At 41.6% G+C, this 19,575-nt stretch carries 13 protein-coding genes and 5 pseudogenes; 2 read left to right on the top strand and 16 right to left on the bottom strand.

Annotation, left to right across the window (positions count from 1 at the left end):
* Positions 1-17: 17 nt before the first annotated feature.
* From M44_RS28665 to M44_RS19845, 7 genes and pseudogenes are all read right to left on the bottom strand, one after another.
* Positions 18-404, bottom strand: a pseudogene (locus tag M44_RS28665) (CamS family sex pheromone protein); the annotation flags it as partial.
* 169 nt (positions 405-573) lie between these two features.
* Positions 574-2,579 (bottom strand): annotated as a pseudogene (gene ligA / locus M44_RS19850) (NAD-dependent DNA ligase LigA).
* A 15-nt stretch (positions 2,580-2,594) separates the two neighbouring features.
* Positions 2,595-4,814 carry a DNA helicase PcrA gene (pcrA, locus tag M44_RS02810; protein WP_010170685.1) on the bottom strand — a complete coding sequence of 740 codons (2,220 nt, stop codon included), beginning with the start codon at positions 4,812-4,814 and terminating at the stop codon, positions 2,595-2,597.
* Positions 4,815-4,876: 62 nt separating this feature from the next.
* On the bottom strand, positions 4,877-5,566 hold the full coding sequence (pcrB, locus tag M44_RS02805) for a heptaprenylglyceryl phosphate synthase (protein WP_010170684.1): 690 nt from the start codon (positions 5,564-5,566) through the stop codon (positions 4,877-4,879).
* 336 nt (positions 5,567-5,902) lie between these two features.
* Entirely contained in the window at positions 5,903-6,211 is a 309-nt protein-coding gene (locus tag M44_RS02800) for a YerC/YecD family TrpR-related protein (protein ID WP_010170683.1), read from the bottom strand.
* Between the two features lie 24 nt (positions 6,212-6,235).
* Complete coding sequence (locus tag M44_RS02795; protein ID WP_010170682.1) at positions 6,236-7,255, bottom strand: DUF3048 domain-containing protein; 1,020 nt, start codon at positions 7,253-7,255, stop codon at positions 6,236-6,238.
* Between the two features lie 39 nt (positions 7,256-7,294).
* Positions 7,295-9,028, bottom strand: a pseudogene (locus tag M44_RS19845) (adenine deaminase C-terminal domain-containing protein).
* Between the two features lie 111 nt (positions 9,029-9,139).
* Here M44_RS19845 and M44_RS25795 point away from each other — a divergent pair.
* Both M44_RS25795 and M44_RS29250 read left to right on the top strand, forming a co-directional pair.
* Complete coding sequence (locus M44_RS25795) at positions 9,140-9,508, top strand: YgaP family membrane protein (protein ID WP_010170679.1); 369 nt, start codon at positions 9,140-9,142, stop codon at positions 9,506-9,508.
* Between the two features lie 148 nt (positions 9,509-9,656).
* Complete coding sequence (locus M44_RS29250) at positions 9,657-9,767, top strand: EYxxD motif small membrane protein (protein ID WP_337444023.1); 111 nt, start codon at positions 9,657-9,659, stop codon at positions 9,765-9,767.
* On the opposite strand, the gene purD is transcribed toward M44_RS29250, so the two are convergent.
* From purD to purC, 9 genes and pseudogenes are all read right to left on the bottom strand, one after another.
* On the bottom strand, positions 9,721-11,019 hold the full coding sequence (gene purD / locus M44_RS02780) for a phosphoribosylamine--glycine ligase (RefSeq protein ID WP_010170678.1): 1,299 nt from the start codon (positions 11,017-11,019) through the stop codon (positions 9,721-9,723). The genes M44_RS29250 and purD overlap by 47 nt on opposite strands.
* Positions 11,020-11,049: 30 nt before the next feature.
* Positions 11,050-12,600, bottom strand: coding sequence for a bifunctional phosphoribosylaminoimidazolecarboxamide formyltransferase/IMP cyclohydrolase (purH, locus tag M44_RS02775; protein ID WP_010170677.1), 1,551 nt, complete (start codon positions 12,598-12,600; stop codon positions 11,050-11,052).
* Positions 12,584-13,168: a phosphoribosylglycinamide formyltransferase gene (gene purN, locus M44_RS02770; protein ID WP_010170676.1), complete on the bottom strand. Its 585-nt coding sequence runs from the start codon at positions 13,166-13,168 to the stop codon at positions 12,584-12,586. The genes purH and purN overlap by 17 nt, the downstream gene beginning before the upstream one ends.
* A gap of 37 nt (positions 13,169-13,205) precedes the next feature.
* Positions 13,206-14,231, bottom strand: a complete 1,026-nt coding sequence (gene purM, locus M44_RS02765) for a phosphoribosylformylglycinamidine cyclo-ligase (RefSeq protein WP_010170675.1) — start codon at positions 14,229-14,231, stop codon at positions 13,206-13,208.
* A gap of 10 nt (positions 14,232-14,241) precedes the next feature.
* Positions 14,242-15,661 (bottom strand): annotated as a pseudogene (purF, locus tag M44_RS19835) (amidophosphoribosyltransferase).
* Positions 15,646-17,864, bottom strand: a pseudogene (gene purL, locus M44_RS19830) (phosphoribosylformylglycinamidine synthase subunit PurL). The pseudogenes purF and purL overlap by 16 nt, the downstream one beginning before the upstream one ends.
* The gene (gene purQ / locus M44_RS02750; RefSeq protein WP_010170673.1) at positions 17,848-18,534 is read right to left on the bottom strand and encodes a phosphoribosylformylglycinamidine synthase subunit PurQ; all 687 of its coding nucleotides are present in this window, start codon (positions 18,532-18,534) and stop codon (positions 17,848-17,850) included. The pseudogene purL and the gene purQ overlap by 17 nt, the downstream one beginning before the upstream one ends.
* Positions 18,531-18,785, bottom strand: coding sequence for a phosphoribosylformylglycinamidine synthase subunit PurS (gene purS / locus M44_RS02745; protein ID WP_010170672.1), 255 nt, complete (start codon positions 18,783-18,785; stop codon positions 18,531-18,533). Before purS ends, purQ begins: the two co-directional genes overlap by 4 nt.
* Positions 18,773-19,498, bottom strand: coding sequence for a phosphoribosylaminoimidazolesuccinocarboxamide synthase (gene purC, locus M44_RS02740; RefSeq protein ID WP_010170671.1), 726 nt, complete (start codon positions 19,496-19,498; stop codon positions 18,773-18,775). Before purC ends, purS begins: the two co-directional genes overlap by 13 nt.
* Positions 19,499-19,575: the final 77 nt, after the last annotated feature.

Genomic DNA, 19,575 nt, shown 5'->3' with positions numbered 1-19,575 from the left:
TAGTACACAGAATTTAATGCTAATCCAATGGAGATACCACCTAGCTTCACCGTATCGTCTCTAGATTTAATTAAGTAATTCTGTTCGATTATGTGTGAAAGATATAGAGGAGAGTCTTCATGGCGTTTAATAAAATCTGGACGCTCTTCTTGATCAGGTCCTGGAGCAATTTCAGGATTCAATTTCAATGTACCTTCTTCATCCTCACTAGACTGTCTACCTAACCAACTAGAAATCGTATCCGAATCCAAAAGCTGACCTTCACGGAAATAGTAATCTTCTGTTGAGTAAAACTCTTGAGATAATCTCATAAGCCCTGTCTCAAATTCTTCAATATTTAACGTATTATTTATATTTTGGACTACTGCTCCGCGACTTGCACTAGGTTCATACGGTAACAGCACCCGGTAATACTCTTCTGAAACTTGAAAGGAAGGAATAATCCCAGTTTGTGTTTGTTCTTCAGCACCTTCATCGACAACTTGGTCTTGCTTTTGAATCGTTGGAGCACACCCACCTAGGAAAATCCCTACACCCAATAAGGTTACAAACCACTTTTCAATTTTACACCTCTTATCGATTCAGTTCTTCCACAAGCTTCTCTTCATCCCATATGTCAATCCCAAGCTCTTCTGCTTTTGAAAGTTTAGAGCCAGCATCTTCTCCTGCGATTAAAAGGTCGGTTTTTTACTAACACTGCCCGTTACCTTCCCACCTAGAAGTTCTATTTTCTCTTTTGCTTCATTTCTAGTTAAGATGGACAATTTACCTGTTAACACAACGACTTTACCTGCAAATGAAGTTTCTCCTGCTTCAACCGCGATCTTTTTTGGACCTTTATATTGCATATTCACTTCGGCTTTTTGAAGCTCTGCTATTAGCTCATGAACTTCAGGCATGGAAAAGTATTGGACAATACTGTCTGCCATCTTGTCACCAATCTCATCAATGCGAATGAGCTCTTCTTTAGAGGCATTTTGCAAATTAGTTAATGTATCAAATTCTTGGGCTAACGTCTTAGCTGCTTTTGCTCCAACATGACGAATGCCTAATCCAAATAAGAGCTTTTCTAATGAATTCTCTCTAGAAGCATCAATCGCTTGAATTAAATTCAGAGCAGATTTTTCCCCAATTCTCTCAAGTGCTATCAACTGCTCTTGTGTTAAGAAGTAAATATCCGCTACGTCTTGAATCAGTTCTTCTTTAAATAGCTGGCTAATCACCTTTTCACCTAGACCGTCGATGTTCATCGCCGTTCTTGATACAAAATGAATTAAGCTTTCACGAATGAGAGCAGGACACTTTGGATTCATACAACGCAGTGCAACCTCATCTTCAATTCTGATAAGCTCACTATCACACTCCGGGCAATGGGAAGGCATAAAGAATTCTTTTTCTTCACCTGTACGTCTTTCTTTCAAAGAACTGACGACTTCTGGAATGATATCTCCAGCTTTTTTAACAATCACATGGTCACCAATTCGAATATCCTTTTCACGAATAAGGTCTTCATTGTGAAGGGAAGCTCGTTGAACGGTGGTACCTGCTACACGTACAGGTTCTAAGATGGCTGTTGGAGTAACTGCGCCGGTTCTTCCAACACTAAGCTCAATATCTTTTAGAACGGTTATCACTTCTTCTGCAGGAAATTTATACGCAATGGCCCATCGTGGACTTTTGGCTGTAAACCCAAGCTCGTCCTGCTGACTAAAGCTGTTTACTTTTATTACGATCCCATCAATTTCGTAAGCAAGGTCTTGACGTTTCTCAGTCCATTCTTCCACATACATCATTACTTCTTCAATCGTCTCACATTGCCTACGCAGAGGGTTGGTTTTAAAGCCTAGAGAATCTAAATAAGCTAATGCTTTAGCATGCTCTGTCATTCCTACCTCTTCCCCATTCGCAATACTATATAAGAAGATATCTAAATTTCTAGACGCTGCAATTTTCGGATCAAGCTGCCGCAGAGAGCCTGCGGCTGCATTACGTGGATTAGCAAACGGTTCTTCACCCGCTTCGTCCTTCGCTTCATTCAGGCTTACGAATGAACGTTTCGGCATAAATGCTTCTCCGCGTACTTCAATCGTAACAGCATCTTTTAGACGAAGGGGGATGGAACGAATGGTGCGAAGATTTGCTGTAATATCTTCACCAATCGTGCCGTCTCCTCTTGTAGCTCCTTGTACAAATAACCCATCCTCGTATTTCAACGAAATCGCAAGCCCATCAATCTTCAGTTCACACACATAGGCGAAATTGTCACCAACACGCTCACGAATTTTTCGGTCAAAATCTTTTAAATCTTCCTCATTAAAAGCATTTCCAAGGCTAAGCATCGGAATATCGTGCTGAACCTTCGTAAATCCTTCTAACACTTGAGCACCAATGCGTTCAGACGGTGAATCTGGTGTTTTTAATTCAGGAAATTCTTGCTCAATCGCGATGAGTTCTTGAAGCTTCGAGTCGTACTCTTGGTCAGAGACTTGTGGCTTGTCGAGAACATAGTAAGCATAGTTCCACTCGTTTAACGTTTGATGAAGTTCTTTTACACGCTCTTCGGCAAATTGTCGTTCCATCACTACATTCCTTTCTTATCCTTTTTCTATTGGCGCGAATTTTGCTAATAATCGCTTGACCCCGGTTGGACTTGGGAAGGCTATATCAAGCTCTGTACTATCTCCAGTTCCTTTTACGCTGACAACAGTACCTGTTCCCCACTTCTTATGAACGGCTTTATCTCCAACCTTCCATCCAACTTTTTCACCACCGGTGGTCGTTTGAGAAATTGGACGTGACACGGGACGTCTAGTTGGCTGCTGTTGCCGTTGAAAAGGTGACCCAGGTCTACTAACTGCGGGGGATTCTATCGCCATATTATCCAGAAGTTCATCAGGGATTTCACCAATAAACCTTGAAACAGGATTCATATTCGTACGTCCATATAAGGTACGCATCTGGGCATTGGTTAAGAAAAGCTCCTCTTCTGCACGTGTAATCCCTACATAAGCTAAGCGACGCTCTTCCTCCATTTCATCTTCTTCCATAAGAGAACGACTATGAGGAAATACCCCTTCTTCCATACCCATTAGGAACACGACAGGGAATTCTAGCCCTTTGGCGGAGTGTAACGTCATTAGGGTGACAGCATCCTGCGGCAAGTCATCCTCATCTAGAGAATCAATATCGGCAACGAGTGCTAAATCTGTTAAGAAGGATACTAACGATTTGTCTTCACTTGTATCTTCAAACGATTTGGTTACAGATAAAAACTCGTCAATATTTTCTAATCGACTTTGTGACTCAATACTTTTTTCTGCTTTTAACATGTCACGGTATCCAGACTTTTCAAGGATTTCTTCTACTAGCTCAGTGACGGATAAATATTCTTGCTGTTGTTCATACCCTAACACGAGATGTCTAAATTCAAGAAGAGCCTTTGCTACTTTAGGTGACACTCCAATAAAGTCCGCTTCTCCCAGTGCTCTAAACATGGAAATATTATGATCATCAGCATAGCGAGCGATTTTATCAAGAGATGTCGAACCGACTCCACGTTTTGGGACATTTATAATACGCTGTAAGCTAATATCGTCATCTGGATTTGCCACCAGTCGTAAGTACGCCAGGATATCTTTAATTTCTTTACGATCGTAGAACTTCGTCCCGCCTACGATGCTATATTGAATATTGGATTTTAGTAAAACTTCCTCTATTACACGGGACATAGCATTTGTTCGATATAATATAGCGATTTCTGATAGCTTCCGTTTACCAGAATCGACCATGCTTTTGATTTGCCCAGCAACATACTGCGCTTCCCCTTGTTGATTGTCTCCCCGATAATAGGTGATCTTCTCACCTTCCATATTGTCCGTCCATAGCTTTTTCGGCTTCCGGTTGGCATTGTTTTCAATCACATGGTTCGCCGCTTGTAGGATTCGTTTCGTTGAACGATAGTTTTGCTCTAAGAAAATAACAGATGCACGTGGGTAATCCTTTTCAAACGAAAGGATATTGGCAATATCCGCTCCTCTCCAGCCGTAAATAGACTGGTCCGAGTCCCCCACTACACATAAGTTTTGGAATCTAGATGCCATCAATTTTACAAGCATATACTGCGCTCGATTTGTATCTTGATACTCATCCACATGTATGTACTGGAACTTACGCTGGTAGTATTCAAGTACTTCTGGGACCTTTTGAAACAACTGAATCGTTGTCATGATTAAATCGTCAAAATCGAGGGCTTGGTTTTTGCGAAGGCGCTTTTGATACTCAATATACACATCACTTGCAACTTGATCAAAATAGCTGCCAGATGTTTTACTGAAATCTTCAGGAGTTTTCAGTTCATTTTTGGCATTCGAGATGATACCAAGGATTGCCCGTGGATCAAATTTCTTAGGATCAATATTTTTATCCTTTAAAATAGACTTTACAACCGACTGCTGATCACCAGAATCCAGAATCGTGAAATTTCGATTGTATCCCATGCGGTCAATGTCCCGACGAAGAATTCTCACGCACATAGAATGGAAGGTCGATACCCAAATATCTTCGGCAGCTCCGCCTAGAATCTTACTGATACGCTCCTTCATTTCTCTTGCTGCTTTATTTGTAAATGTAATCGCCAATATGTTGTAAGGAGCAATTTGCTTTTCTACCATTAAATAAGCAATTCGATGAGTGAGGACTCTAGTTTTCCCTGAACCTGCTCCCGCCATTAGTAGTAGTGGACCATCTGTTGTTTGTACCGCTTTTTTCTGTTCAGGATTCATTCCATTTAAAAGCCGGTCTTTTAAAAATTGCATATTTTACACCACCATTATTAGAACATCTGTTCTTATTATATCGTATTATTCCTTCTCTCGCATCATAGTCCTTTAACCGCTGAAACAGTTTGCAAAGCGGTTTTAATATCGGTATAGATGACATTTCCAATGACTACTACACCTGCGTGAGCCGCCATTTCTTTGGCCTGCTCGACCGAAGAGATGCCTCCCCCGTAAAACAACACTGTGTCAGTTAATACGTCCGAAACTTTTTTCACAAGCTGCGGATCACCGTAGGTTCCACTGTATTCTAAATAAAAGATGGGCAGATGATATAAGTGCTCCGCCATTCTCGCATAGGCTAACACATCATCATGGGATAAGTCAGTATAGGCCTCTGTTAGAGTCGCTGCTTTGCATTCTTTATTTAAAATGCAATACCCCTCCACTAAGATTTCATCCCAGTTCATAATCTCCCCATATTCTTTCACTGCTTCGTGATGAAGATTCTTTGTCCATTTAGGATTATCACTATTTAACACCATCGGAATATAGTAAAAATCAAAGCCGGGTGTAATCGATTCAATCGTGGAAACCTCTAATACACAAGGAACCGTGTATCGTCTAATTCTTGCCATTAAACTTAGGACGTTTTCTAACGTCACACCATCAGAGCCTCCAACTAAGACGGCATCTGTACCAGACTCACAAACTTGTTCTAATTCTTCATCAGAAATCTCTTTATTTGGGTCTAGTTTGAATACATGTCTCCATTCTTTTACATCGTACATCTTCCGTCCTCCTAGTCCATCATCCATTTCCCCATTATAGCATGATGTGGTTAGGAGGAGAAAGAATAGTAGAAGGAGATTAGAGGAAGAAAGAGTGCATGAAAGAGAGAGAGGGGATAGAGAATTATGACTAGCTCAGAAGTGTTACTTTTTAATTAAATTTGCCCGTATTACTAATTATTTGCCCGTAACCTTCTGTAATTTGCCCATATTTTAAAAAATTTGCCCATAACACAACCAATATTGCCCGTAATCTACTAAAAATTGCCCGTAAACACGAATACATTGTTTTATATCAAAATTTCACTCCAAAAATGCTAAAAAAAAGCCTGCAGATTACTCTGCAGACTTTTCTTCTTCCTTGATCCGATCCAATACTAACTTATAGGCATCATTTCCATAGTTCAAACAACGTTTCACGCGAGAAATGGTAGCGGTGCTTGCTCCTGTTTGCGTTTCAATCTTATGGTATGTATTTCCTTCTCCAAGCATTTTCGCTACTTCTAAACGCTGTGCTAGAGATTGAATTTCATTTACCGTACAAAGATCGTCAAAAAATCGATAGCATTCTTCTAAATCCTGAAGGGAAAGAATCGATGTAAACAGCTGGTCTAGCTCCTTACCTCTTAATTTATCTATTTGCATGTGATTACTCCTTTTATATACAGTCTAGTCCATTTGTACACTACTTAGGGACGGAACGATGTGAACCCAAGTTTGACCTGGAATGAATGGAAGGGGTCCTTTTTCTCCGTATGGGATCAGAATGCCATTCTCATTTTTCCACTTAACATCTAGCTTAAATCCGTTTTGGAACAGATAACCGGAACCGCCTGATGTGAGGTCAATATCTCTTCTGCCTACACTGTCTACTACTTCATGATCTGTTTCTATCACAAAGATGTTACTCAATGTAATAGGTTCTTGAGATTCCTTGTCTATCAATTGGGTTCCTTTATTATACCGTGAATAGGAAGACGTTGTCGAATCGAATTGATACTGTGAAGTAAAGTCAGAATTGTTATAATATGATACGCTAAACGATTGCTGGTTTTGGCCTTCTGTACCTTCTTCGCTGAATGTGAGAGGAGTCGGAACCGCTACGGTCTCAAAACCTAATTTGTCAGCCCCTTTTAGAATATTCTCAAAGGTAATATAAGAATTGTGAGGTGCTTGACGATCGGAAGCCCGGTGGAATAGTGTGCCATCATATTGCATCCCGTTTAAATGATCAATTTCACCGGAAGAAAGAATTGCTTTTGCATCGGGTGAATACCCATGGGCAATATAAATACTATCGAATCCTTTGGCAATATCTATAAAATACGTACGTGAGCTCCTTACTGGTCCTACCAGTTGTGGGTAAGTGCTTTGATAGACGGCTACTAATCTTGTTACGTCCCCTTCTGCTAGCATTTCATACACAATGTCCGCTTTATGTAGTCCTGACTGGGGTCTCGCCTTTGGATGATTATTTACTGTCACAGCGATTGGTCGATTTGTAGCTGCTTCGTCTACTTTGAGACCGGTTAACGGATAGGTAAACGCTGACTCTTCTTTTATTTCTTCCACTTCTTCAACAGTTGGTTCTTTTGTTTCGCTAATAGGTTCTACTACTTCTTCTTTCGATCCGTTACAACCTGCTAATAATAAAAGGGTTGCAACCGAGAATACCGTTTGTTTCAACATAAGCTACACCTCGTCAATACCTTGATTCTCTTTTATATTTTAACGCATTATAGCAGGAAAGAGTACGTTTTTTTCATCACATCATAAATTCCTTTTGGCGTTATCCTAATATATGGAAGATGAGTTGACGTTAGGAACAATAATGTATAAACTGGATCACTATGATCATATCCTCTTTCCCTCAAGATGAATTGAAGCTCCTCTTGCTTCTCTATTAATTCTTCCATTGGGAGGTCAGACATGACTCCCATAAACGGTAGAGGTAGTTCAAAGATGATTTCCTCATCCTCCACCACCACAATCCCTCCATTTAGCCTCTTCATTTCATTAAATGCTCTAATCATATCCTTTCGATTCTTTCCAATGATTACAATATCCCCCGTACCGGTAAAAGAAGAAGCTAATCCTTTCACACCACTGCTGAATCCCTGAATCATTGTACTAATTCTCCATTTCCCATGACGATCAAGGAGCAATAAATAACTATGGTCGTGCTCTAAAGAAAGCTCCTCTAAACTGGCATCAATTTGTACAGAATAAGGCTTCGTAATCACATCATTTACAAGCTTCATTCCAAAAGGCATAGAAAACTGCATATCATCCGCTTTCAATTCCCAATCAATCTTCATATCTGGAAGAGACTGTTGAATTTCATCATCCCATACACTCACGCTTTTTTGTGGATGAACTACCCACTGACCTTTGCTTAAAACCCCAATCGGCGTTGGATTAGTTGGGTTTTCTAGTATGTTAATATTCGCAATTTGCCCAGTAGCGATGGAGCCATGGGTAGCAGAAAGTCCATAATATGAGGCAACATTGTACGACGCCATTTCGTATGCATCGATGGCCGGAATCCCTTTTTCTAAGCAAATACGAAGCAGAAAATCAATGACCCCATTTTTATAAAAAGACGGAGTAGAGCCATCCGTTGTTAACATCAGAGAGCGATAATGATCTACTTCAAGTTCCTTTAGTTCATCTAATAGCTTTTCTAGATCTTTGCGAATGGAGGAATGTCTTAGTGCCACCGTAAATCCATGTAATATACGCTGATACGCTTCTTTTCCAGTCATGCTTTCATGATCACTATCTACACCAAATAAGCTCATCATAGCGAGCGTCCTCTCAGATGCACCTGGAAAATGCCCTTCTACTTTTTTCCCTTAATTTTTTCGTTTCTTGTATCCATTGAAGTATCATATCGTCACCTTGAACAAGACGTGGCCAGCTCGTAAGCTCTCCTCCTTGGATGACATCATCTCTCTTTAGCCATGTCTTCACTGCTTCAAGTGAAAAGATTTTCTCTTCATTCTCCATCTCTGATTGCGAATCAAACCGGCACCACCAAAACATGGACACAGGAAGATGTTTGTAAGAATCTAACAAAGAAAACGCTTTCTTTTTATTATTTAATAAAAAGAACATAAGATTGTCATTAATGAGTGTAGTCGTCCCCGTTTTCGATGCATACTGTGCAAAGCTGTGGGGATTATATAATTGAAAAGGGTGAACATGAGGCTCGATATAGCCAGGTACAATGGTCAGCTTTTCACAATCGATCATTTCACATTCCTCTGTATTCTCAGGAAGTGTTGGACCAGCATAAATGATACGGTCTTCGTATATCCAAATATGACCCTTTATCCACTTCTTGAATCCAGAATGCAAATATGTAGCATCCTTTAAAAGCACTGTTGGTGAAATTTTGCCTTCAATTACATCTATATGTTCACGAATTTGCTTGTTTTTCCATTGAGAAGGGTGACCCATGTTCCTTTCACTCCTTAGGTTTCCAATTTTTATTATCGTAACATATTTTAATGTAAAGAACGTTAGAAGATGATTAAATGTTATAAAAATTCTGTAAAGAGGTGGACAAAATTGAAAGTATCACAAAATATTGGGATCGTGAATGCGCTTATTCGTATTACAGCTGGTTTTACCATATTAACTTTCGCTACGTCGAAGCTAACGCGTAAGCACTGGAAAGAATCCTATCTCCTTTTAGCGGCACTTGGAGCGATGAAGGTAGGGGAAGGAATTTTACGATACTGCCCAATCGTTGATTTGTTTGAATCTAGAAATGATCATGATCACAATCATGACTACAATAAAGGAGCGAGTCCAAACAAATCCATCCAAAACTTAATGAATAAATTTATGAGTCAGGAAGGCACAGACTCTATTTTAGAAGAAGTAAAGGAACAAACGACTACCGATCATTCCACTCAAGATAAGATGGAATTTTAGGTAAAAATTTTAATGGGGTAGGATAATCACTTCAAGATTTGTTGTGAGTGAGACCATACCCCGGGTCCCAAGGGCTGGCCAATGCACTAACTATTCAAAAAGGTGTCCAGGTCTATCATCTGGACACCTAAATAAAGGAGGACTCTCTATGTTCTGGGAATACGTAACCGATATGAGCTATGTGCTTATTTCCTTAATTGGCGGAATTGTTGCTATTTTGTTTGTGTATATTCGAAAAGGGAAGAATCGTCGAACATAATAGCTCGATAACCGATATCCTTTCGGTAATGGAAGTTAGTTAAATTTTGAATGGTTGAAAGTGAACGAAGGGCTTTTTCTCTCGCCTCTTTTACACCTTCACCTTTTGCACCAATGACTACGACTCGACCGCCGCTTGAAACATACTCCTCGTTCTGCTTCTTTGTTCCACTATGGAAAACGTAAGAATCACCCTTCACTTCTGAAAGCCCCTCAATCGCCGTGCCTGTCTCATATTGCTCTGGATATCCAAGACTTGCTAAGACAATCCCAACTACCGTCTTTTTTGTCCAGCTAAGCTCGACATGCCCACCTCCCAATATGTTTTTCAGCACGACACCTAGATCTGACTCAAGACGTGGCAATACTACCTGCGTTTCAGGATCACCAAATCTCGCATTAAATTCGATGACTTTCGGTCCTTCTTTTGTCAGCATTAATCCACCGTACAGTATCCCTGTGAAGCTTCTGCCTTCTTTCACCATTGCTTCAGCCACTGGCTTCATAATCGTCTCTACTGCTTGAGTGACGACTGATTTCGGAATCTGTGGAACAGGGGAATACGCTCCCATGCCTCCTGTATTTAATCCCGTATCACCTTCACCCACACGCTTATGATCTTGAGCAATTTCTAGTGGAATTACGGTTGTGCCATTAACAAATGCCATAAGAGAAAACTCTTCTCCTTCTAGGAACGCTTCAATGACAATCTCCCTACCTGCCTCGCCAAACTTTGAGCCTGAGAGCATACTTTCTACTGCTTGGCATGCCTCTTGTTCACCATCTGCGATGACAACTCCTTTTCCTGCAGCCAAACCATTTGCTTTAATCACATAGGGACCTTTTGTTGAAGCAATATATTCTTTTGCGTCTTGAATCGAAGTGAAGGTCTCATAAGCCGCTGTTGGAATATTGTATTGCTTCATTAGATCCTTCGCAAAGCGTTTACTTCCTTCAATTTGGGCCGCCTTTTGTGTTGGTCCAAAAATCAACAAATCGTTTTCTTGGAAAAAATCTACAATCCCAGCCACAAGAGGAGCCTCAGGTCCCACAATCGTAAGCTCAATGCCCTCTCTTTTAACCAAGGATACGAGAGAAACAAAATCTAACGGGTCTATTCCCTCACACGTCGCCACTTCAGAAATCGCATCGCTTCCTGGTTCACAATAGACCGCAGATACACTTTCACTCTCCATCAATTTATGACAAATGGCATGCTCTCTTCCGCCACTTCCGATCACTAAAACCTTCATCAAATCCCCCCAGACAGACTCTCGTATTAATTAATGTTTAAAATGACGGATTCCCGTTACCACCATTGTTATTCCATATTCGTCAGCTTTTTTAATGCTATCCTCATCACGAATACTGCCTCCAGGCTGAATGATCGCTGTGATGCCTGCTTTTGCTGCAGCTTCAACAGTATCTTCCATAGGGAAAAATGCATCCGAAGCTAACGCTGCTCCTTGAGCTTTTTCACCCGCTTGCTCTAAAGCGATTTTCGCCGCACCCACACGATTCATTTGACCGGCTCCTACACCAAGAGTCATTTCAGCATTGCTCACAACAATCGCATTAGATTTCACATGTTTGACAATGCTCCATCCTAGCTTTAATGCTTTCCATTCTTCTTCTGAAGGCTCACGCTTTGTGACTACGCGAAGCTCTGCATCTTCAAGACCAAGAGTGTCTTGATCTTGTAGTAACAATCCACCTCCAACAGAAGTGAGCATACGTTCCGGAGAACCTGTTTGGTCAAAGGATACCGTTAATAAGCGCAGGTTCTTTTTACCTTTTAAAAGCTCTAACGCTTCCTCTGTGAAAGCTGGAGCCATAACAATCTCTAAAAAGATTTCATGCAGCTTTTCTGCCGTTTCAAGATCTACCGGTCGATTTATTGCCACAATTCCTCCAAAAATCGAAATTGGATCTGCTTGATACGCTCGTTCAAATGCTTCTAGAACCGTATCCCCTACACCCACACCACATGGATTCATATGCTTTACTGCCACAGCAGCGGGCTCTGAGAATTCTTTAACCATTTGAAGCGCAGCGTCTGCATCTCGAATGTTATTGAACGATAATTCCTTTCCGTTCCACTGTCTTGCTGCTGCGATAGAGGAGTCAGACCCCATTGGTGTACGGTAAAATGACGCCTGTTGATGTGGGTTTTCACCGTAACGTAATGAATTCATTTTTTCATAGGTTAAGGTTAACTGTTCTGGATTTTCTTCCTGGGCACATTTTGTTAAATACTCAGCTATGTACGCATCATAGGCAGCCGTATGTCTAAAGACCTTTGCCGCTAGCTTACAGCGTGTCTCGCGGTCAACCTCTCCCTTTTCACGAAGCTGTGAAAGGATCATTTGATAGTCAACATAATCCACCACGACTGTCACATCTTCAAAATTTTTAGCGGCAGAGCGTAGCATAGAAGGCCCACCAATATCAATATTTTCAATGGCTTCTTCTTCCGTCACATTCGGCATGGCGATGGTTTGTTGGAACGGATACAAATTCACACATACTAAATCAATAAAGTCTATCCCTTGCTCCTCTACTGCTTTCACATGTTCTTCATTATTTCGCCTAGCTAACAATCCTCCGTGAATACGAGGGTGAAGAGTTTTTACTCGTCCATCTAAGATTTCTGGGAATCCTGTAACTTCATCTACACCCGTTACTTCAATACCACTCTCTAAAAGAATTTTTTTCGTCCCACCAGTAGATAGAATCATGTACCCTAATTCTTTTAACTCTCTGGCAAATTCAACCACTCCGCTTTTTTCCGAAACTGAAATCAATGCTCTTTTCAACTTACCTGCTCCTCTCATCTGTTTGTTCAAGAAGTGCCTTCACTACGGAAGGGTATAATTCATGTTCTACTTGCTGAATTTTTTTCTGTAAGCTCGTCACGGTTTCTCCTGGAAGGATATCGACACTTCTTTGAGAAATAATTGGGCCTGTATCCATTCCTTCATCAACATAATGAACTGTAACTCCCGTTTCGTTCGCACTAGCTTCAAGCGCTTGTGCTATTGCGTCCTTACCTGGAAAATGTGGCAGTAAAGAAGGGTGAATGTTCACGATTCGTTTAGGATAGGAACAGAGTAACGTCTCTCCAATTAACCTCATATAACCAGCTAACAGAATCCACTTGATGTCTCTATTTCCTAATTCCCTTAAAATCTCTTCTTCAAAAGCCTTTTTACTGGAATAGTTTTTTGCACGAAAAACAAAAGTTGGAATTCCGTACTCCCTTGCTCTCTCTACTGCAAAAGCCTCTGGTTGATCACACACAAGTAGCTCAACACTCCCCGGGATGCTATGATTGCGGCATCCATCTATAATGGCTTGAAAATTACTACCATTTCCAGAGGCAAACACGGCCATCTTCGTCATCCTGACACTTCCTTTATTATAATAGCGCTTTACCTCGCTAATTGTGTAGAGTAACACCTTCACCTGCTACAACTTTTCCAATAACCGATGCGGTTTCCCCTAAGCTCTCTAGTAGCTCAACGACTTCTGCCGCCTGCCATTCAGGCACGCACATGATAAAGCCAACTCCCATATTAAATACAGAGTACATTTCATCTGTCGGTACACTTCCCCACTCTTGTAAAAGAGCAAAAACCGCTGGTCGTTTAAATGAATCTAGATGAATGCTTGCGCCCAAGCCGTTAGGCAGCATACGTGGGATGTTTTCGTAAAAGCCCCCACCTGTAATATGGGCCATACCGTTTACATCAAAATGAGAGAGCACCTCAAGAACAGGCTTCACATAGATCTTTGTTGGAGTTAATAGGGCTTCTCCTAGCGTTTTGCCTCCAAGCTCGCTATACTCTTCTTGTAAATCAAGACTGTTTTGATCAATAATTTTACGGACAAGAGAAAAACCATTACTATGCACTCCAGATGAGCTAATACCAATTAGCCTATCTCCTTCACAGATATTCTCCCCGGTAATCAGCTGTGGCTTCTCACATGCACCTACAACAAACCCGGCAAGATCATATTCTTGCTCATCATACAAGCCAGGCATCTCAGCGGTCTCTCCCCCGATTAAGGCCGCTCCACTCTCTACGCACCCATCAGCAATTCCTTTCACTATGCCTTCAAGCTTCTCAGGAAACGCTTTACCGCAAGCTATATAATCTAAAAAGAAAAGAGGCGTTGCCCCTTGAACCACTATGTCATTGACGCACATGGCAACACAATCGATTCCAATGGTATCGTGGCGGTCAAGTTGAAAGGCAAGCTTCAGCTTCGTTCCAACTCCATCTGTCCCAGAAACAAGAACTGGTTCTTTCATTTTGAGTGAAGACAAGTCGAATAGACCTCCAAAGCCTCCAATCGTTCCCATGACACCAAATCGTTCCGTACGTTTTACGTGAGACTTCATTCTTTCTACCGCTTCATATCCTGCTTCAATATTGACTCCCGCATCTTTATATTGATTCATCGTGATCCCCCTACACCATTTCTTTTTCGTATGGTAAAACGGTATCTGGATAGATTTCCGTCGGATATTTCCCTGTAAAACACGCTAAGCATTGTCCGCAGTTCGGAGAAGGATCCTTTCGTCCAATTGCCTGCATGGTTCCCTCTACACTTAAGAATGTGAGAGAGTCTGCACCAATGATTTGACGTATGTCTTCCACTGAATGCTTCGATGCAATTAATTCTTCATGAGTGCTTGTGTCAATGCCGTAGAAGCACGGATGCTTTATAGGCGGTGAACTAATGGCCACATGTACCTCTTTCGCACCTGCCTCTCGAAGCATCGTCACAATCCTTCTACTCGTCGTTCCTCTAACAATAGAATCATCGACCATTACTACACGCTTTCCTTCTACGACGCCCCGCACAGGGGAAAGCTTCATTTTAACCCCTTGCTCACGAAGAGACTGAGACGGCTGGATGAACGTTCTACCAACATAACGGTTTTTAATTAATCCCAGTTCATAGGGAATACCGCTTTCCTCCGCATACCCAATAGCGGCTGAGATACTGCTATCCGGCACACCTGTTACGACATCCGCATCAATCGGCACTTCAAGAGCTAATTGTTTTCCTAGACGTTTTCTAGCGCTATGCACATTGATGCCTGAAATATTGCTATCTGGTCTTGAAAAATAGATATATTCCATTGAACACATCGCCCGATTCCCTGAGTAAGTAAAATAATCTGAAGAAATACCTGAATCGTTAATGGTGATAAGCTCTCCTGGCTCTACATCTCGTATATACGTTGCTCCAACAATATCAAACGCGCAGGTTTCAGATGCAACGCAGTATGCGTCTCCAATCTTTCCGAGTGATAATGGACGAAGACCATTAGGATCTAACGCAACCATCAGCTCAGTTTCTGTCATTAATAAGAAGGCGTAGGCACCTTTTAACATCGTTAGAGCATTTTTTACTCTGTCCTTAAACTCTCTATAACCACTACGTTTGATTAAGTGTGCTAATACTTCTGTATCAGAGCTTGTTTGGAATATGCTCCCTTGCCCTTCCATTTGGTGCTTAAGAGCCGTTGCATTCACTAAATTACCGTTATGAGCAAGACCTAAGCTGCCTGTTTGAGAATGGAATAGTAACGGCTGTACATTCTCATAGCCTCCTCCACCAGCTGTTGCATAACGAACGTGCCCAATGCTTCCTTTGCCTTTAAGCTCTTTTAGTTTATCTGCATTAAATACTTCATTCACTAACCCTTCACCCTTTACACCTTTAAGGGTTTCGCCGTCCGTTACCACGATTCCAGCACCTTCTTGCCCTCTGTGCTGCAAGCTATGAAGTCCGTAATACGTGATTTGGGAGGCATTTTCATGCCCCCACCACCCCAAAAATTCCACATTCTTCGTTTAAGCCTCTTACTTCAGCAAGCATGGGATAGCTCCTCTCCAAGCGGCTTCTAATTCCTGAACATCTCCAAGTAGATGGATGGTTCCTTCACATGATAGAACCTTAAGCTGTCTATGTGAGACCACTTCACCAATTGGAACGGCATCTTCTACAAGCTGTTCAAACTGTGCTTGATGTTCTTCTTTTACACTGACAAGAAAACGAGATTGCGTTTCACTGAACAGCTCTGAAACGGGTTCCCCTTGTAGTGTTACAGTAGCTCCTAGCTCTGTACCGAAACAAGACTCACTTAGCGCAACGCCTAATCCACCTTCTGCTAGGTCATGTGCAGACTGTACGAGACCTGATTGAATTGCCTTCAAGATTTGCTGCTGACGTTTTTTCTCTACCTGTAAATCAATGGACGGGGCAGGCCCAAAAATACGCCCTTCTATCAATTTTTGAAGCTCACTTCCTCCAAATTCTTCGCCTGTCTCACCAACTACATAAATTTTATCTCCCGCTTGCTTAAACTCTTGTGTTGTCACATATTGAATGTCTTCTATTAAACCAACCATTCCGACGACAGGTGTAGGATATACGGCTGTTCCATTTGTTTCATTGTATAGAGATACATTCCCGCCAATCACGGGTGCTTCAAGCATTTTACAAGCTTCACTCATTCCGTCCACAGCCTTCTCTAACTGCCAGAAGATTTCTGGTTTTTCTGGATTTCCAAAATTCAAACAGTCTGTAATGGCAAGAGGTACTCCACCTGAGCAGACAATATTTCGGGCTGCTTCAGCTACCGCAATTTGTCCACCAACCTCTGGATCTAGGTAAATGTAACGAGAATTACAATCTGTTGTCATCGCCAGTGCTTTTTTCGTTCCACGAATTCTTACAACCGCAGCATCAGATCCAGGGGATACGACTGTACTCGTACGTACTTGATGATCGTATTGTTTATATACCCACTCTTTACTAGCAATCGTAGGTTGAGAAAGTAGTTGTTTAAGAGTCTCGTTAAGATCTTTTACTACAGGTGCGCCTACATTCATTTGTTGATACTCAACGTAATAAGCAGGCTCAGCGGATGGTTTATGGTACACAGGTGCTTCTTCCGCAAGGGCATCAACTGGAACTTCCGCTATACATTCTCCCCCGTGGAAGAGTCGTAGCTTTTTCGAATCCGTAACTTCTCCAATCGCAACCGCTTCTAGCTCGAAACGAGTAAATAGGTCAATAATTTCTTGCTCACGACCCTTTTTCACGACAATTAACATTCTTTCCTGTGACTCAGATAGCATCATTTCATACGCCGTCATGCCTATTTCACGTTGAGGAACAAGATCCAAATTCATATTAATACCAGAACCTGCCTTACTCGCCATCTCAGCAGAAGACGATGTTAAACCAGCAGCTCCCATATCTTGAATTCCTACTAACGCATCTGATTGAATTAACTCAAGGCAAGCTTCTAATAATAGCTTCTCCATAAATGGGTCTCCGACTTGAACAGCTGGACGCTTAGACTCTGACTCTTCACTCAATTCTTCAGAGGCAAAAGTTGCTCCGTGAATACCATCGCGTCCTGTTTTGCCCCTACGTACATGACTGTATTGCCAACACCGTGTGCTTGACCTTTCTTGATGTCTTCATGATTGATTAGCCCTACGCACATTGCATTGACAAGAGGGTTTCCTTCGTAGCATGGATCAAATTGAACTTCTCCGCCAACGGTTGGAATCCCCATGCAGTTACCATAGCCTGCTATACCCGCTACGACTTCTTCAAAAAGATACTGAACACGAGGAGAATCCAACTCTCCAAAGCGTAAAGAATTGAGGAGCGCGATGGGTCTTGCTCCCATTGAAAATACATCACGGATAATTCCGCCCACACCTGTTGCAGCTCCTTGGTAAGGCTCGATGGCAGATGGGTGATTATGACTCTCGATTTTGAATACCACTGCTTGATTGTCTCCGATATCAACGATCCCCGCTCCTTCACCAGGTCCTTGCAACACCTTCTCACCTGTTGTTGGAAATTTTCTTAAAACAGGCTTTGAGTTTTTATACGAGCAGTGTTCGGACCACATTACAGAGAATAATCCTGTTTCTGTATAATTGGGCGTTCTACCTAAAATATTTTCAATACTAGCAAACTCTTCATCTGTTAAACCCATATCCCGATAAAGCTTTTCTTCTTTTACCTGCTGTTCTGTTGGTTCAAGCATTAACGACATGTTGTTCCCTCCAGTGCTTTACAATCGATTTAAATAGACGGATTCCATCTACTCCACCTAAAAGTGCATCAACCGCACGTTCAGGGTGAGGCATCATCCCGAGTACATTCCCTTGTTCATTTAGGATCCCTGCGATATTTCCTTTTGACCCATTAGGATTCACACCGCTATACGTAAAGGCAATACGATTCGAACGTTTTAACTCCTCATATGTCTCGTCATCGCAATCGTAATTTCCTTCACCGTGCGCAATAGGTATTCTAATCTCTTCAAACGTTTCATATGAGTTGGTGAACATGGAGGAAGATTGCTCTACCCGAAGCGTCACGTTGTCACAAATAAACGTTAATTGTTCATTTCGCTTCATCGCACCTGGAAGCAGCCCTGCCTCTAGCAATATTTGAAACCCATTGCATACCCCAAGGACTGGCTTCCCTTCTTCCGCTACCTTCACGATTTCCTTCATAATAGTAGAAAATCTAGCGATGGCACCGGAACGTAAGTAATCTCCATAAGAAAATCCACCAGGCAGTAACACCCCGTCAAATCCCTCTAAGCTTGCTTCATGATGATGAACGTACTCTACTTCCTCACCAAGCTCATCCTTAATGGCATGATACATATCTACATCACAATTGGATCCTGGAAAGACGATACATGCAAATCTCACTTGCTCACACTCTCCTCTAACACTTCATAGTGAAAATCCTCAATCACTGGATTGGCTAGAATACGTTCGCACATTTCTTTTACGCGCTCATCTAAGTTGCTGGTTTCTTCTAGAGTTAACTCCATGTATTTACCGATTCTTGTTTCTTGAACCTCTTTATACCCCATGCTGTGTAATGCCTTCTGAACCGCTGTACCTTGTGGATCGACAACACTCTCACGTAACGTAACAAACACCTTTACTTTGACCATGCTTCTTTTCCCCCTAATCGGCTTAAAATAATGCTATACACTTCTGTCAAGCTTCCCAAATCTCTTCGAAATACATCTTTATCTAGCTTTTCATTTGTTTCTTTGTCCCAAAGTCTACATGTATCAGGTGAAATCTCATCTGCAAGAAGAATGTTTCCTTTCTCGTCCTTTCCAAACTCTAGCTTAAAATCAACTAGCGTAATGCCAATTTCCAGAAATAGCTCCTGCAAAACATCATTCACTTGTAAGCCCATATCGCGTAGTCTTCCCAGCTCCTCAGGTGTGGCTACACCGACCAGTGAAATATGCTCATCGGTTAAAAGTGGGTCCCCTAGCTCATCATCCTTGTAATAAAATTCAACAATGGTGCATGGAAGCTCTGTCCCTTCCTCCCAGCCAATTCGCTTCGCCAAGCTTCCCGCAGCTATGTTTCTGACAACCACTTCTAATGGAATGATAGAAACACGTTTGACTACTTGTTCTGTTGATGAGATTCTCTTGATAAAATGAGATTGAATGCCTTTTTCTTTGAGTTTTTCGAATAGCAAACTTGTAATCTCGTTGTTAAGCCTAGCTTTCCCTTGGATTTCCGCTTTCTTTTCCCCATTAAAAGCTGTCGCGGAATTTTTATATTCTATCCAAACGGTTTCTTGATTATCTGTAGCAAAGATCCTCTTCGCTTTTCCCTCATACAGCAACTGCCCTTTTTCCAACTCCGCTCCCCCGTTCACCGAACATTCGGAATGTTCTTTATACTATTTTAGATAAAAAAAGGGAAAGGACCCTATAT

This window comes from Bacillus coahuilensis m4-4 (assembly GCF_000171615.1).
In the GTDB taxonomy this organism is placed as follows: Bacteria; Bacillota; Bacilli; order Bacillales; family Bacillaceae_K; genus Bacillus_T; species Bacillus_T coahuilensis.
This window is presented reverse-complemented; position numbering and strand designations above follow the sequence as displayed.